Consider the following 15,232-nt stretch of genomic DNA (forward strand, 5'->3'; position numbering starts at 1 on the left):
ATCCCCGCCTTTTTACTCCGGCTTGGTGAGGGAAGACGCATGGACGAGATCCTCACGAACTGGCTCCTCGGTCTCATCGCCGCCCTCCTCGCGGTGCTCGTGCTCGACTCGACGGGGCGGTCGTTCCTCGAACCGCTCGCCCCGGTCGCGAACGTGCTCGCGCTCGTGACGTTCCTCGCGTTCGTGCTCCTGACGGGGGCGTTCCTCGTGTACACCGCGTCGTTCCGGGATAACTAGACCACCGTCTGTCGGGCGGTCCCGCCCCGGCGCGGGTATATTTTTACTCCCGCTCCGTCTGGTCGCCGTATGGAGTACACGACGCTCGGACGCACCGGGACGACGGTCTCGGAGATCTGTCTCGGCTGCATGAGCTTCGGCGACTCGGACTGGCGCGAGTGGGTCTTAGACGAGGAGGAGGGGAAGGAGATCGTCGAGCGCGCGCTCGAGCTCGGAGTGAACTTCTTCGACATCACCAGAAGCCGAAGGCTTCTGGTTAGCCGCCAGACGTAGTCTGGCAACACCGCCAACATGTACTCGAACGGCGAGTCGGAGCGCGTCCTCGGCGAGGCGCTGGAGGGGCACCGCGAGGAGGCAGTCGTCGCCACGAAGGCGTACTTCCGAATGGACGAGTCGAACCCGAACTCGGGCGGGCTCTCGCGGAAGGCGATCGAACAGGAGTTGGAGAACAGCCTCGACCGGCTCGGCATGGAGACGATCGACCTCTACCAGATCCACCGGTGGGATTACGACACGCCGATCGAGGAGACGCTCGCCGCGCTCGACGACGCGGTTCGTCGCGGCAAGGTCCGCCACGTCGGCGCCTCCTCGATGTGGGCTCACCAGTTCGCCGACGCCCTCCACGCGAGCGACCGCGAGGGGTACGAGCGGTTCGCCACCATGCAGAACCACTACAACCTCGCGTACCGCGAGGAGGAGCGGGAGACCCTCCCGCTCTGCGAGAAGGAGGGGATCGGCGTGATGCCGTGGAGCCCGCTCGCGCGCGGGTACCTCACGCGCCCGCACGAGGACGTGGACGCCACGCTCCGCGGGGAGACCGAAGAGCACCTCTACGAGCACCCCTACCGCGAGGGCGGCGGGCCGGCGGTCAACGAGCGCGTCGCGGAATTGGCCGACGAGAAGGGCGTGAAGATGGCCCAAATCGCGCTGGCGTGGCTGTTCCACAAGGAGTGGGTCGACACCCCGATCGTCGGCACCTCCAGCGTCGAACACCTCGAAGACGCCGTCGAAGCGCTCGATATCGACCTTTCGGAGTCCGACGTGGAGTGGTTAGAGGAACCGTACGAGCCGGTCCGCGTCTCCGGCCACGAGTAGTCGGCGAGCCCGACGGCAACGACGCCCTTCAGCAGCCTAAATCGTGTTTTAGGGATACACCGACAAGCTATTTGTATGACATTTGTTGACAATGGTGTATGTCCAACGACGCCGACCGATCCGCCGTCCGGTCGCGGACCGAGTACGCGCGCACTCGGACGCGGTGTCCGAACTGCGGTGATCGCGTTCCGGCCGCCGGCCGAGACGGAGAGCCGGCGGAGTGTCCGAACTGTCATCGCGTGGTTCGGTCGTGACGCCGGCGCCGGGGGTCCGTGCACCGACCCCAACCCCGATCGCGCGGCGGAACCGAACGGGCCGTCGATCGCTTATAAACGCACCGTCGCGGGCGGCACGACAACCCTTTTCGGCCGGGCCGCCGAACCGAGACCCATGGCAGACGACGACGCCACCGACGCCGACGCCGGCGAGGAACAGGGCGACAGCACCGCCGAAGGCGACGACGGCGAGGAGAAGTCCTTCCGCGAGCGCGTCGAGGAGATCCGCGAGCGACGCGAGCAGGAGCGCGAGGAGGGCGACCGACCCGACCCCGAGGAGATGATGGGCGGCGGCGGCCCGCCGGGGATGGGCGGTGGCGGCGGCGGCAACCCCTTCGCGCAGATGATGTCCGGCATGATGGGCGGCGGCGGTCCGGGCGGCGCCGGCGGCCCGCCGGGCATGGGCGGCGGTTCCGGCGGCGCGGGCGGTCGCGGCGAGGAGCGCGGCGATCAGGCCGGCAACGAGGAGCTCGTCCGCGAGGTGCGCCAGCTCCGCGACGAGGTCCGCGACGCCACCCGCCAGCTCCAGCGCATCGCGCAGGCGCTCGAAGACGACTGACTCGGCGACGGTTCCCTCCCCTTTTTTCCACGTGCAAGAGTGGTGCACTCGTTGATCGATCGGGCAGCTTATTCTGGAGTTTGAAGAACGGTACAGCCGAGACTCGGAGGATCGAGAGAAGCGGCCGATTGAGTCCTGTCTCTGACCCCTATCGTTCAAACTTCATCCGATACAGTATTGTACGAGTTATGAAAAACACATAAGGCGGAGCGGTTCAAACGGACACCTAATGGCTGAAGATATCGATGAGATCCGTCGACAGAAACTGGCTGAGCTTCGAAACAAGGCTGAAACGGGCGGTTCTGAGGCGTCCACCCCGAAGAGCCCGTCCGAACCGATCCATATCGACGGCGGCGCCGAGCTGTCCGAAACTGTCGGTGAGTACGGTCTCGTGCTAGCCGACTTCTACGCCGATTGGTGTGGCCCGTGTCAGATGCTCGAACCGATCGTCGAAACGATCGCGGCCGAGACCGATGCGACCGTAGCGAAGATCGACATCGACGCGAATCAGCAACTCGCCGCAGAGCACGGTGTCCAGGGGGTTCCGACCCTCGTCCTGTTCGCTGACGGGCAGCCGGCGGAACGGCTCGTCGGTATGCAGGACGAAGCGCAGCTTCGCTCCGTGATCGAAACACACGCGTGAACCAACGATGACCGACGAGTCTTCCCCTGTCTGGACCCCGATACTCACCGCGGCGAAAGTCCCCGGGGGGAGGTAGCGGACGAATGAGCGACGCAACGCCATGAGCGACGCTACGCCGTCCGAGTACGTGCGAGCACACCGAGAGGAACTGGTCGCGCTCGCCCTCGACCTCCTCGCGATTGAGACGTCGAACCCGCCCGGCGACATGCGCGAAATCGTCGTCGAAATCGAACGATTCCTCGATCCACTTCCGGTCGATGTCGAGCGGTTTGCGGTCGATCCAGCGAAGCCAAACCTGCTCGTTCGAATTCCTGGCAAGTCTGACCGCACGCTGCTTTACAATGGCCACCTCGATACGGTGCCCTTCGACGCCGACGCGTGGTCTCACGACCCGCTCGGCGAGCGCGCCGACGAGCGCCTTTACGGCCGCGGTGCAACCGATATGAAAGGCGCCGTGGCGTCGATGCTGTTCGCACTACAGGCCTTCGCAGCCACCGACGCTGAACCACCCGTCGACCTCCAATTTGCGTTCGTGAGCGACGAGGAAGTGGGCGGTGACGCCGGCTTGCCAGCGTTACTGGACGCTGGTGAGCTCGAGGCTGACGCGTGCGTGATCGGCGAGCCGACCTGCGAGGAAGGCCGCCACTCCGTCACAATCGCGGACCGGGGCAGCATCTGGCTGACGCTCGAAGCCAGCGGTGAGGGGGCTCACGGCTCCCGACCGGTACTCGGCGTCAATGCCATCGACCGACTCTACGACGCCGTCGGGACTATACGCGAACGGTTTGGCACCCAGCGACTCGAGATCAACGATGACGTGGCACCGACCGTCGAGGAGTCAATTGAATACTACGCCCCCTCGATGGGTGAGGCCGCCGCTCGAGAGCTGTTCTGGTACCCCTCGATCAACCTCGGCGTCCTCGAGGGCGGGGACGCGATAAACACCGTCCCGCAGTCTGCACACGCCGAAGTTGACGTGCGACTGACCGCAGGTGTCCACACGCCCGATATGCTCGCGGAGATTCGGGAGTGCGTCTCCGACTGCGACGGTATCACGATCGCCGACGTCTCCTGGAGCGTCGATACGGCCGAAGCACCCGCCAGCCCACTCGTCGAAGCCGTCGCGTCGATCGCGGAAGACGTCACGGGCGATCGCGTTTTCAGGCGGAGCGCTACGGGCGGTGGTGACGCCAAGAAACTCCGGAATGCGGGCATCCCGACCGTCGAGTTCGCGCTCGGAACCGACACCGTCCACGCGCCGGATGAGTACGTTCCGGTCGACGTACTCGTCGACAATGCCGTTGTCTACGCTCATTTACCAACACGGTGGCAGTCCCAGCTCGGTTACTGACATCCTCCCCGCGCTGAAGCCCGAGGCTTTCTCCTCGATTCTCCGTAAACGTCTCTACTCTGTGATTTCAAGATCACTTCCCGATAGCCCATCCCGGTTCTACAGATTTTCATAGTCTTGGAATCTATATCCAATACTAATATGGGTCAGTTCCAACTGCCCCCTGTGAGCTCTCTATGACTGACATCGAGCCTGACGACACCGTCGATGCCAGAGGCGCAGCATGCCCCGGCCCGTTGATGGACCTCATCGGAAAGATTCGGAGCGCCGAGTCGGGGGACGTGATCCGACTGCTGAGCGACAGCGACCAGTCGCTCACCGACGTTCCCGAGTGGGCCGAGGAGGCCGGTAACGAACTGCTTGCGGTCGAAGAGCTCGGCGACCACAACGCGTTCTACGTGGAGAAAGCATGACCGAGCACGTCGTTATCGTCGGCGGCGGGACCGGCGGGACCGTCCTCGCGAACGACCTCGCCGACCGACTCGAACCCGAACTCGACGCCGGCGAGGTCCGCGTCACGCTGGTCAACGACGGCCCCGACCACGTCTAYAAGCCGGTCTGGCTGTACGTGCCGTTCGGCCAGCGCGAACCYGACGACGGCCGTCGCCCGCTCGACGACCTCGTCGACGACGCAATCGAYCTCCGGATCGACCGCGTGTCSGACATCGACACCGAGGCCCAGCGGCTCCAGTTCCACGGGAGTGCCCCACCAGTCAGCTACGACTACCTCGTGCTGGCGACCGGSTCGACGTTGGAGCCCGACCAGATTYCGGGCCTCACGGAGGRCGGTCACAACTACTACAGCGAGYCGGGCGCGACCGACYTGCGCGACGAACTGYTGGAGTTCACCGACGGTGACCTCGTGTTGAGCGTCATCGGGACGCCCCACATGTGTCCGGCGGCACCGCTGGAGTTCGTCTTCATGGCCGACGACTGGCTCCGCGAGCGCGGCCTCCGCGAGGACGTCGACATCACGTACACGTACCCGATCCAGCGCGTCCACGGCAATCCCCACATCGCCGAGTGGGCCCGCCCCATCATGGAGGAACGGGACATCAACGTCGAGACGTTCTTCAACGCCGAGTTGGTCGACCCCGAGGCGGAGACGATCACGTCGATGGAAGGGACGGAACTCGACTACGACCTCCTCGTGACGATTCCCCCTCACGGCGGCGTCGACCTCATCGAGGAGGCGGGACTCGGCGACGACGGCTGGGTCGGCGTCGACAAGCACACGCTGGAGGCCGAGGCCGCCGAGAACGTCTACGCGCTCGGCGACACCGCCGACACCGGCGTCCCGAACGCGGGCAGCGTCGCTCACTACCAGGCCGGCGTCGTCGGCCAGCGTCTCGCCAGCGAGATCCGCGGCCGCCCGCCCACGGCCACCTACGACGGGAAGACGCTGTGCTTCATCGAGACGGGGATGGACGCGGCGTCGTTCGTCGAGTTCGACTACGAGAATCCGCCGTCGCCGGCGCCGCCGTCGGAGAAACTCCACTGGTCGAAGCTGGCGTACAACGAGTCCTACTGGCTGACTGCACGAGGACTGCTCTGATCATGTCCGAACCGCAGAACCCCGAGCCGTCCGAGTTGGAGGCGGCGATCGAACGGAACCCCGAGGCCGTCGCCGAGTTCGTGGAGCACCTCGACGCCGTCAACGAGCTACTGGACGTGATCTCGCTGGGCGAGAGCGCGCTCGACGACGAGATGGTCCGCGAGCTCTCGGCCACGGGGTCGACGCTCGCCGAGTCCGCCGACGGCCTCGCGACGGACGAGGCCGTGGCACTGGCCGAGGCGGTCGGGGAGAACGGCGACGAACTGCGCGAAGCGCTCGACACGCTCGTCGTGCTCCAGCAAAGCGGGACGCTCGACGAATTGGCCGAACTCGCGGAGGTCGGATCGCTGGCGACCGCGGCGCTCGACGACGAGATGGTCACGTCGCTGGCCGGTACCGGCGCCGCGGTCGGCGAGGTCGCGCAGACGGCCGCGGACGACGAGACTCGTGACGGCATCCAAACGCTGCTGGAGAGCGTCGGTGAAGCGGAGCGGAGCTCCCCCGAGCGGGTCGGGGCTGTCGGCCTGCTTCGCGGAGTACGCGATCCGGACGTCCGGTACGGGCTCGGCTACCTGCTGGCGCTCGCAGGCGCGCTCGGCCGTGCGAAATCCACCGAGAAGTCACACTGACCGCCCCCTCCGAGTCGGGCCGCTCTCCCGGTCGATGCGGGCGGGGGAGTGACCGCACCGAATTATATTGTGTAGTAAGCCCAACTCTATTAAACACTCGGTGCGTAAGGTCCCGTAATGGCAACTCAGGCAGCAGCGACGGACGGTGTAGCTTCGCTCGGCGGCGACGACCTCGAAACGGCGATCGAGTTCGGTGCCGGGAGCACGCCCACGTTCGTCCCCTTCGTCGACGGGCAACCGGTGGAACGGCCTCGCGGCGGCCAGAACGAGCAGACACTCCGCGACCTGATCGCCCGGTATTACGACTAACTCACCGACAACGAGATGACTCCCAGAGAACTCCGCGCCGACACGCCCGCCTTACACGAGGACGTCTACCTGAATTTCGGTGCTCACGGGCCGAGTCCACGGTACGTCGTCGAGGCCGCAGACGAGTTCGTGCGGTCACACGAGTACGAGCCGAGCACGCGAAACGACCCCTACGAGGTGGCGTTCGACGCATACGACCGAGTGCGGGAGCGCGTCGCCGGTTTCGTCGGTGCGGACGACGACGAGATCGGGCTCACGGAGAGCACGACCGCGGGCATCAACGCCGTCGCCACCGCCATCGACTGGAAGCCCGGCGACACCGTCGTTCGAACCGACCTCGAACACCCGGCCGGGACGCTCCCGTGGCAACGGCTCGAACAGGAGGGCGTCGATGTCCGGGTCGTCGAGGCCGAGGACGGTCGCGTCGACCTCGACGCCTTCGCCGAGGCCGTCGCCGACGCGCGCCTGGCCTGTTTCAGCGCCGTGACGTGGACGCACGGCACCCGGTTACCGATCGGCGACCTCGTCGATATCGCCCACGACGCCGGGGCGTTCGCGCTCGTCGACGCCGTGCAGGTGCCGGGACAGCTCCCGATGGACGTCGAGGAGTGGGGGGCGGACGCCGTCGCGGCGGCCGGCCACAAGTGGCTGCTGGGGCTGTGGGGCGGCGGCTTCCTCTACGTCGATGCTCACGTGGCCGACTCCCTCACGCCCACCACGGTCGGCTACCGAAGCGTCGACACGCCAACTGCAGACCCCTACGAGTTCGCAGCCGGCGCCCGCCGATTCGAGGTCGGCTCGGCTAACCCGGCGACACACGTCGCCCTAGCCGAAGCCATCGAGGCGATCGACGAGGTCGGCGTCGACCGTATCGCGGACCGGATCCAAGAATTGGCCGGCCAGCTGACCGCTGACGTCCCCGACGATCGGCTTCTCAGTCCAGCGGACCCCGAGTCGGGACTCGTGACCATCGAGGTGGACGACCCCGGAGCAACGGTCGACCGCCTCGCGACGGATGGGATCGTGGTTCGTGCCTTACCTGAGCCGGACGCCGTCCGCGCGTCGGTCCACGCGGTCAACACTCACGCCGAGGTCGAGCGGCTGTTGGACGCCCTCGAATCGGAGTGGAACTGACGCAATTGCTCGTTTGACCCCCGCCTAAAGACGGGAGCATACGCTCCCCGATTGTATCAAACGCCGCTGCTGGAGTGGCCGTCGGTGGGATACCGCTACCGAAGGGAAGTTCTGTCTGCTTCAGTCGACCTGTACGCGACCGCTGTCGGCGACGAGGATGTCGTGACCACGATACTCGAATCGAACGTCGAGGTCAGACGCCGTCGAATCTTCGACTAACGCTTCTACTGCATCCGGATCGACGATCTCTGCGAGCGGCGGATCGAGCGCGACCGGCTTGACGCCCTCTGCCTCCGCGACGGCCTCGACAATCTGAGCGATCGGGTCTTCGAGGTTATTCATAAAGGTTAGACGAGGAGCTGGATGTCGGCGTCGGCCATGTCTTGGAGGGCTGTCGCCGCGCCGACGCCCGTGGTGACGCCGTCGTAGAAGTCGTCCTCGTCGTAGYCCATCAGGTCGATGGTCATCTGRCAGGCCTGGAACTCGACGCCCATGTCGAGGCTCGTCTCCATGAGTTCCTCGATGGTGGCGGTGTCGTTGTCCGCGATCTTCTTYTCCATCATCTTCGTCGTSACGCGGTCCATGCCSGGGAGCGCGGCGACSGCGTTCGGGACGGGCATGTTGGGGTTGCCGACGGAGCTGAGCTTGAGGTTCTTCGAGCGCTCCTCGTGGAGGATGTCCAGCCCCCAGAACGTRTGGAAGACGGTCACGTCGTAGCCGAACGCGGCSGCGGTGCTGGCGAGGATGAGCGGCGGGTACGCCATATCGAGCGTGCCCTTCGTCGCGATGATGCTCATCTTCTTGCCGTCGTCCTCGCCGGTGGCTTCTGCGAGCGCGTCCTCCAGTTCGTCGACGCGTGCAGCCAGTTCCGCACGCGAGGGCGCGTCGTCGGCCGACGCGTCGGGTGTGTCCGTGCTCATCGTTACTCCGTCTTGCGCACGTAGTGTTTGTACACGTCGTCGCCTTCCTCCTGGTCGACGAGCTCGACGCCCTCGGTTCCGGCGGCCCACCCGTCGATGTCGCTCATGCTGCCCGAATCGGTGGCCAGCACTTCGAGGATCTCGCCGGCGGCGAGGTCGTCGATGGCGCCTTTCGTCTTCACCACAGGCATCGGGCACGATGTACCTTTCACGTCGAGCGTCTCCGCGATGTCGTATTCAGCACTCATTGGTTATCTGCTCCGTCTGTATTGGAGCTATCGCACAATACCCCCTACCCGAGTAAAAGATTGTCGGTTCTTGTGCTTACTGCAAACTACTAATTAGTGTAGGATACCCGAACAACAGCTCTATTAACGTTTATTCGAGTAGTTTAGGAATATATGACGCATTCTCCTTCAGACAGTATTGTTTAATTGGGGGAATACTATGAAAATCCTTTTGTACATCCGGCCGGTAGAAGTGATTGCACAACATGGACGCTGATGACTTTCCGACTCCCGACGTCGACGTCGCGTCGGTCGAGCCGGAAACGCTGAAGGACCGTATCGACGCCGGCGAGGACGTTACCCTCCTCGACGCGCGCATGCAATCCGACTACGAGGAGTGGCGCATCGACGGCGAGAACGTCACGTCGGTCAACGTCCCGTACTTCGAGTTCCTCGACGACGAGATCGACGACGACGTCCTCGAGCGGATCCCCGACGACCGCGAGGTGACCGTCCTGTGCGCGAAGGGCGGCGCCAGCGAGTACGTCGCGGGCACGCTCGCGGAGCGCGGGTACGACGTGAACCACCTCGAGGACGGGATGAACGGCTGGGCGACCGTCTACGAAGCCGTCGAAATCGAGCGCTACGACGGCGCCGGCACGCTCGTTCAGTACCAGCGCCCCTCTTCGGGCTGTCTCGGCTACCTGCTCTACGACGACGGCGAGGCCGCGATCATCGACCCGCTGCGGGCGTTCACCGACCGCTACTTCGACGACGTCGACGACCTCGGCGTCGACCTCCAGTACGCGCTGGACACCCACATCCACGCCGACCACATCTCGGGGCTGCGTGACCTCGCCGACGAGGGCGTGGAGGGCGTCATTCCCGAGGCGGCCGTCGACCGCGGCGTCACGTACGCGGACGAGCTGACCACGGCCGATGACGGCGACACCTTCCAGGTCGGCGACGCCACCATCGAAACCGTCTCCACGCCCGGTCACACGACCGGGATGACCTCGTACCTCGTCGACGGCAGCCTGCTCGCGACCGGCGACGGGCTGTTCGTCGAGAGCGTCGCTCGCCCCGACCTCGAGGAGGGCGACGACGGCGCACCGGACGCGGCCCGCATGCTCTACGAGTCCCTGCAAGAGCGCGTGCTGACGCTGCCCGACGACACGCTCGTCGGTGGCGCACACTTCAGCGACGCCGCCGAGCCCGCCGGGGACGGTACCTACACCGCACCTATCGGCGATCTCGTCGAGGAGATGGGCGCGCTCACGATGGACGAACAGGAGTTCGTCGACCTGATCCTCTCGGACATGCCGCCGCGGCCGGCCAACTACGAGGACATCATCGCGACGAACCTCGGGCAGAACGCCGTCGACGACGAGGAGGCGTTCACGCTCGAACTCGGCCCCAACAACTGCGCGGCGAGCCAGGAGTCGCTCGCGGGTGACTAACGACGCCAATGGTGACTGATCCAGTCCCGCTCCAGCTTGCCGCCGAGCTGTTCCCGAACGGCATCAGCCGGTACGCCGTCGGGGGACTACTCGTCGGCCTCGGGACCGTCCTGATCTACGTCGGGACGGGCATCCCCGCCGGAGCGAGTACGTTCCTCGAATCGACGCTGTCGTACGTCTCCGGCCAGTCGCGGTTCCAGCAGTACGTCGGCTCGCGGGACTGGCGGCTCGTGTTCACGGCCGGCATCGTCCTCGGCGGGCTCGCCTTCGCCGCGACGTTCCAGTCCGGCCTCGTCACGAGCTCCCTATACGAACCCGGGAACACCGGCCAGCTGTACGAGGTCGCCGGCGTGACGCTCTGGACGACCGACGTCCAGCCGTGGCGGCTGTTCCTCGGCGGCATCCTGGTCGGTATCGGTACCCGGATCGGGAAGGGCTGTACGTCCGGGCACGGCGTCTGCGGCGTCGGTTCGGCGTCGAAGACGTCGCTGGTCGGCGTAGTGACGTTCCTGACGGTAGCGATCGGGACGGCACAGGTCGTCGCCGCGCTGGGGGTGAGCCCATGAGCTGCGAGACGCGAGGGGCGAACGGAGTGAGCGCCTCGGCGGGCGAACGGCGAACGGACGTGAGCCGTGAGCAGCGAGGGTCTCGAACTGCGCGAACGGGAGCGACCGGAGGGAGCGACACGTGAGCGACGACCGCCACCCGCTGTTCAAGCCGCTGATCTTCGTCGGCGGTATCGTCTTCGGGTTCGGGCTCGGGTTCAGCCACATGGCGCGCCCGGAGGTCGTGCTGAACTTCCTCCAGTTCGACGATCTCGGGCTGCCGTTCGTCATGTTCGGCGCCGCCATCGTCTCCGGGGTCGCGTTCGCCCTGCTACCCCGAATTCGGGACGCCGCGCCCCTCACGGGCGACCCCTACGAGCGTCGCCTAAAGCCGTTCGACCGAAACGTTCTGGTCGGCGGCGCCGTCTTCGGCGTCGGCTGGGGGCTCTCCGGTATCTGCCCGGGCGCGGCGTACGCGAGCCTCGGCGTCGGCAACGTCACCATCCTCTGGGCGCTCGCCGGGATGTTCCTCGGCGCGTACGCGCAGGGCTACTGGCGGAGCCGCAGCCGAACCGGCGACACCGCCCCAGCGGGCGCCGACTAACGTCACCCTCTCAATGGACCCCGCCCTCATCGCCCTCTTCATCGGGGCGGCGCTCGCCAGCCTGTTCATGGCGTGGGTTATCGGCGCCGGATCGAGCGGTGCAACTCCGTTCGCTCCCGCCGTCGGCGCGAACGCCATCGGCACGATGCGGGCCGCGCTGCTGGTCGGGATTTTCGGCTTCGTCGGCGCCGTAACGCAGGGCGGGAACGTCTCGGAAGCCGTCGGGAGCGGACTCGTCGGCGGGATGAGCATGCCCGTCACCGGCGTCATCCTCGTGCTGGTGTTGGGTGCCGGCCTGATGGCGGTCGGCGTCGTCACCGGGTATCCGATCGCGACGGCGTTCACCGTGACCGGCGCCGTCATCGGCGTCGGTCTCGCCCTCGGCGGGACGCCGATCTGGTCGAAGTATCAGCAGATTGCGGCCGTCTGGGTGTTGACGCCGTTCGTGGGCGGTGGCATCGCGTACGCAATCGCGAGTCTGCTCCCGCGGTCTGACGTCCCCGAACGGTACAGTATCCCCGTCCTCGTCGGTCTCGTCACCGCCGTGCTCGTCAACATCGAGTTCAGCTTCCTCGGAGGGGAAAGCTCCGCGGGAACCCTTCGAGGCGTCGGACAGCAGATACTGGCAGTCGACGGACGCGCGTCGGCGCTCGTCTTGACCGGTGGTGCGGCCGTGGTCGTCGCCGCTGTGGTCTGGTGGGACGTCGGCAGTGACCAACGCGGAGGGCTGCAGCGCGTGTTGCTCGCGCTCGGCTCGCTCGTCGCGTTCTCCGCGGGCGGTAGCCAGGTCGGCCTCGCGGTCGGGCCGCTGATTCCGCTCCTCGAAGGAGCCGAGATCGTGTCGATGTTCGCGGTGCTGGTCGGCGGTGGCCTGGGGATGCTTGCGGGTTCCTGGACGGGCGCTCCCCGGATGATCAAGTCACTCGCGCAGGACTACTCGTCGCTCGGGCCGCGTCGCGCCATCTCGGCGCTCGTGCCGTCGTTCCTCATAGCGCAGCTTGCCGTCCTGCTGGGCGTGCCCGTCTCGTTCAACGAGATCGTCGTCAGCGCCATCATCGGGAGCGGTGCCGCTGTCGGCGGTCGAGAAGCGGTGGATGCGCGGAAAATCGGTATGACGCTTGGAGCGTGGGCAGGGTCGTTCCTGCTCGCGTTTGCGCTCGCATACGCTACCGCGTTCCTCCTACTGTAATCCACAAATAACGCAACTGAAATCCATTACCAATGAGTACCACAACAGAACGCAGACAGGGGATCCGCGAACACCTCGGGCAGTTCTCGTTGCACGTCCTGCTCGTCTTCGCGACCGGGCTGACCATCGGTTCCGAACGGACCGTCGTTCCCGTGCTGGGGGAGGACGTCCTCGGCGTCGAGTCGTTCCTCGTGATCGGCTCGTTCGTCGTTTCGTTCGGCGTCGTGAAGTCGATCCTCAATCTCTACGCCGGCAAGTGGGGCGAGGAGTACGGCCGCAAGCCCGTCCTCGTCGCCGGGTGGGCGACGGCGCTTCCCCTCCCAGCCATCCTCATCTTCGCGCCGAGCTGGGGCTGGATTACGGTCGGGAACGTCCTGCTGGGTGTCAACCAGGCGTTGACGTGGAGTATGGCGATCAACGCGAAGATCGACCTCGCGGGCCCCGATCAGCGCGGCCTCGCGGTCGGCATCGACGAGGCGTTCGGCTACACCGGCGTCGCCGTCGGAGCCTGGGTCACGGGCGTCATCGCAGGCCAGTGGAGTCTGCGGCCCGAGCCGTTCTACTTCCTCGCAGTGGTCGTCGTGCTGGCGTTCCTCATCTCGATCTTCCTGATCAAGGAGACCGTCCAGTACGCCCAAGCCGAGGGTGACGACGACCATCACGACGCGAACCTTCCGTTCAATGAGGTGCTGAAGCGCGCGACGTACGGCGACCGGACGCTGTTCGCGGCGGCACAGGCCGGCCACATCGAGAACTTCGTGGACACGCTGTTCTGGATCGCCGTCCCGCTGTACCTCACGAGTCAGGGCCTCGGTATCGCGGCGGTCGGGGTCGTCGTCGGCGTCCACAGCGCGATGTACTTCCTCCAGATCGCGACCGGGGGGCTCGCGGACCGCATCGGCCGCCGTCCGCCCGTCATCGCCGGGATGTTCCTCGCGGGCGCGGGCGTCCTGGGGATGGTGCTCGTCGATAGCTACCTCCCGTGGGCCGTGCTGGCTGGGGTTTCCGGTCTGGGGATGGCGCTGCTGTATCCGAACCTGATGACGGTCCCCAGCGACGCGGCCCACCCGACGTGGCGGTCGGCGGGGATGGGCGTCTACCGGATGTGGCGTGACTCCGGGTACGCTGTCGGCGCGGTCCTGATCGGACTCTCGATGGAGTTCGCGAACGTTGAAGCCGCGTTTTACCTGACCGCTGGTCTGATGTTTGTTTCCGGGGCGGTGGTGTATCTCTGGATGGAGGAGACTCATCCCGAGTTCGGTACTCACGAGCCACCCGCGCCTGCGAGGGCCGGAAGGGGAAGCGTCACTGAAGACTGAATGCTCCGTGAGGGCCCGTCTCGTGTGCCCCCACGCGTCCTGAGAGCTAGCATGGGCTACCGCCCGACAATATCGCAGCCCTGGTGTTGTCTCTCTCAGACTGCTCGGGGCGGCGGAACGAGGAAGACGTTCCCCGTCGCCTGCGCGACAATCTCCTCTGAAACGCTGCCCAACAGGAGTCGCCGGATACGGCTTCGCCCCTTCGACCCGACGAGGATCGTCGACGGCATCACTTCTGCTTCGACGTCGAGGATTTCGTCAGCGGGATCGCCGTGGCGGACCTCGATCCGTGTCTCGATGTCCCAGTTTTCCAGCGTACTCGCATGCTCAGCCAGTTGTTCCCGCGGGCTCTCATCGTCGGCGCCCTCGTCTTTCGGCGACCGCACGTAAACGAGCGTGACTTCTTCGGTCGCGTGACGGAGGTACGAGAAGGCGTCGAACGCTCGATCGGCGTTCTCCGAAAAGTCCGTCGCGAAGAGAATTCGCTGAAAGAGATGTTCTCGGAGGACATCGGGGTCGTCCGTCGCCCGCTCGACGCGATTGACCAATAACGGCACGACGGTCGTCCGCGCGAGGTTGCGTGCGGTCGAACCGATAACGCGGTTCTCCAGCGGGCTCTGCCCACGCGATCCGACGACAGATAGATCGGCGTGTACGGTCTCAGCGATGCCGTTGATTCGTCGATACGGAGTTCCGCGGACGACGTGCGTCTCGACGTCGAACCCTGCGGTTTCGATCACCTGCCGATATTGGTCCAATCCCTGTCGGCGCCGCTCCTCGAAGTTCACGCCGGGCATTCCGGAGTGGACGTTCGCCGGGACGACCGTCACGAGATGGATCGTGTCGACGCCGACACGGCCCAGACACCCGAGACGGGTTTCGTTCTCTATCGCAGCCTCACTTGCAGCCGAGAGGTCGGTCGCGCACAGGGCCCTCATGTCGACACCTTCGCCGACCGAGGACAACACAGTTTTGGGGATCTGAGTGGCAGTCTACTCTCGGGACGTACGCCGGTTCGTTTTGGAGCTGACGGAGTTCGATATGTTCATTGTAAGTTATCGGTACTCCACCTGAGGTTACCTGAATATAGTATTGTGTAGTAACCCCAAAACTGTTATAGGCACGAGGGGGGTAGGAGATATCGAGCAGAAATGTGCCAACACCGAATTACCGGATTCGAA

General features: G+C 65.6%; 18 protein-coding genes and 1 pseudogene. 15 read left to right on the plus strand and 4 right to left on the minus strand.

The genetic code is table 11. The features are described from left to right. Positions 1-39 precede the first annotated feature (39 nt). The 10 genes and pseudogenes from EDM04_RS06245 (at position 40) to EDM04_RS06290 (ending at position 7,787) form a co-directional block, all read left to right on the plus strand. Positions 40-237: a hypothetical protein gene (locus EDM04_RS06245; RefSeq protein ID WP_123620283.1), complete on the plus strand. Its 198-nt coding sequence runs from the start codon at positions 40-42 to the stop codon at positions 235-237. A 69-nt stretch (positions 238-306) separates the two neighbouring features. Next, a pseudogene (locus EDM04_RS06250) lies at positions 307-1,332 on the plus strand (aldo/keto reductase). Between the two features lie 390 nt (positions 1,333-1,722). Then, positions 1,723-2,166, plus strand: a complete 444-nt coding sequence (locus EDM04_RS06255; RefSeq protein WP_123620284.1) for a hypothetical protein — start codon at positions 1,723-1,725, stop codon at positions 2,164-2,166. A gap of 229 nt (positions 2,167-2,395) precedes the next feature. Next, positions 2,396-2,809, plus strand: a complete 414-nt coding sequence (gene trxA, locus EDM04_RS06260; protein WP_123620285.1) for a thioredoxin — start codon at positions 2,396-2,398, stop codon at positions 2,807-2,809. Positions 2,810-2,909: 100 nt separating this feature from the next. Then, positions 2,910-4,160: a M20 family metallopeptidase gene (locus tag EDM04_RS06265; RefSeq protein WP_123620286.1), complete on the plus strand. Its 1,251-nt coding sequence runs from the start codon at positions 2,910-2,912 to the stop codon at positions 4,158-4,160. Positions 4,161-4,336: 176 nt separating this feature from the next. Continuing rightward, positions 4,337-4,573 (plus strand): sulfurtransferase TusA family protein, encoded by a 237-nt coding sequence (locus EDM04_RS06270; protein WP_123620287.1) that lies wholly within the window; start codon positions 4,337-4,339, stop codon positions 4,571-4,573. Beyond that, a complete protein-coding gene (locus tag EDM04_RS06275; protein ID WP_123620288.1) occupies positions 4,570-5,715 on the plus strand; it encodes an NAD(P)/FAD-dependent oxidoreductase in 1,146 nt (381 codons plus the stop codon). Before EDM04_RS06270 ends, EDM04_RS06275 begins: the two co-directional genes overlap by 4 nt. A gap of 2 nt (positions 5,716-5,717) precedes the next feature. After that, positions 5,718-6,344 carry a DUF1641 domain-containing protein gene (locus EDM04_RS06280; RefSeq protein WP_123620289.1) on the plus strand — a complete coding sequence of 209 codons (627 nt, stop codon included), beginning with the start codon at positions 5,718-5,720 and terminating at the stop codon, positions 6,342-6,344. A 117-nt stretch (positions 6,345-6,461) separates the two neighbouring features. Continuing rightward, entirely contained in the window at positions 6,462-6,653 is a 192-nt protein-coding gene (locus tag EDM04_RS06285) for a hypothetical protein (RefSeq protein WP_206424434.1), read from the plus strand. Between the two features lie 15 nt (positions 6,654-6,668). Then, the gene (locus EDM04_RS06290; protein ID WP_123620290.1) at positions 6,669-7,787 is read left to right on the plus strand and encodes an aminotransferase class V-fold PLP-dependent enzyme; all 1,119 of its coding nucleotides are present in this window, start codon (positions 6,669-6,671) and stop codon (positions 7,785-7,787) included. A gap of 120 nt (positions 7,788-7,907) precedes the next feature. On the opposite strand, the gene EDM04_RS06295 is transcribed toward EDM04_RS06290, so the two are convergent. From EDM04_RS06295 to EDM04_RS06305, 3 genes are read right to left on the minus strand one after another with little or no spacing between them, the layout of a single operon-like run. Then, entirely contained in the window at positions 7,908-8,129 is a 222-nt protein-coding gene (locus EDM04_RS06295) for a HalOD1 output domain-containing protein (RefSeq protein WP_123620291.1), read from the minus strand. Between the two features lie 5 nt (positions 8,130-8,134). Beyond that, positions 8,135-8,707, minus strand: coding sequence for a DsrE/DsrF/DrsH-like family protein (locus EDM04_RS06300; RefSeq protein WP_123620292.1), 573 nt, complete (start codon positions 8,705-8,707; stop codon positions 8,135-8,137). 2 nt (positions 8,708-8,709) lie between these two features. Beyond that, entirely contained in the window at positions 8,710-8,955 is a 246-nt protein-coding gene (locus EDM04_RS06305; RefSeq protein WP_123620293.1) for a sulfurtransferase TusA family protein, read from the minus strand. A 245-nt stretch (positions 8,956-9,200) separates the two neighbouring features. Here EDM04_RS06305 and EDM04_RS06310 point away from each other — a divergent pair, with 245 nt between their 5' ends. From EDM04_RS06310 to EDM04_RS06330, 5 genes are all read left to right on the plus strand, one after another. Beyond that, positions 9,201-10,394 (plus strand): MBL fold metallo-hydrolase, encoded by a 1,194-nt coding sequence (locus EDM04_RS06310; protein WP_123620294.1) that lies wholly within the window; start codon positions 9,201-9,203, stop codon positions 10,392-10,394. Positions 10,395-10,402: 8 nt separating this feature from the next. Continuing rightward, entirely contained in the window at positions 10,403-10,960 is a 558-nt protein-coding gene (locus EDM04_RS06315) for a YeeE/YedE family protein (RefSeq protein WP_123620295.1), read from the plus strand. 121 nt (positions 10,961-11,081) lie between these two features. Further along, the gene (locus tag EDM04_RS06320) at positions 11,082-11,543 is read left to right on the plus strand and encodes a YeeE/YedE family protein (protein ID WP_123620296.1); all 462 of its coding nucleotides are present in this window, start codon (positions 11,082-11,084) and stop codon (positions 11,541-11,543) included. A gap of 13 nt (positions 11,544-11,556) precedes the next feature. Then, on the plus strand, positions 11,557-12,732 hold the full coding sequence (locus EDM04_RS06325) for an inorganic phosphate transporter (protein WP_123620297.1): 1,176 nt from the start codon (positions 11,557-11,559) through the stop codon (positions 12,730-12,732). A 32-nt stretch (positions 12,733-12,764) separates the two neighbouring features. Beyond that, complete coding sequence (locus tag EDM04_RS06330) at positions 12,765-14,051, plus strand: MFS transporter (protein WP_123620298.1); 1,287 nt, start codon at positions 12,765-12,767, stop codon at positions 14,049-14,051. Between the two features lie 95 nt (positions 14,052-14,146). Here EDM04_RS06330 and EDM04_RS06335 read toward each other — a convergent pair whose 3' ends face one another. Next, positions 14,147-14,989 carry a universal stress protein gene (locus tag EDM04_RS06335; RefSeq protein ID WP_123620299.1) on the minus strand — a complete coding sequence of 281 codons (843 nt, stop codon included), beginning with the start codon at positions 14,987-14,989 and terminating at the stop codon, positions 14,147-14,149. Between the last annotated feature and the right edge of the window lie 243 nt (positions 14,990-15,232).

The organism is Halorubrum sp. CSM-61, assembly GCF_003781945.1.
GTDB lineage: Archaea > Halobacteriota > Halobacteria > Halobacteriales > Haloferacaceae > Halorubrum.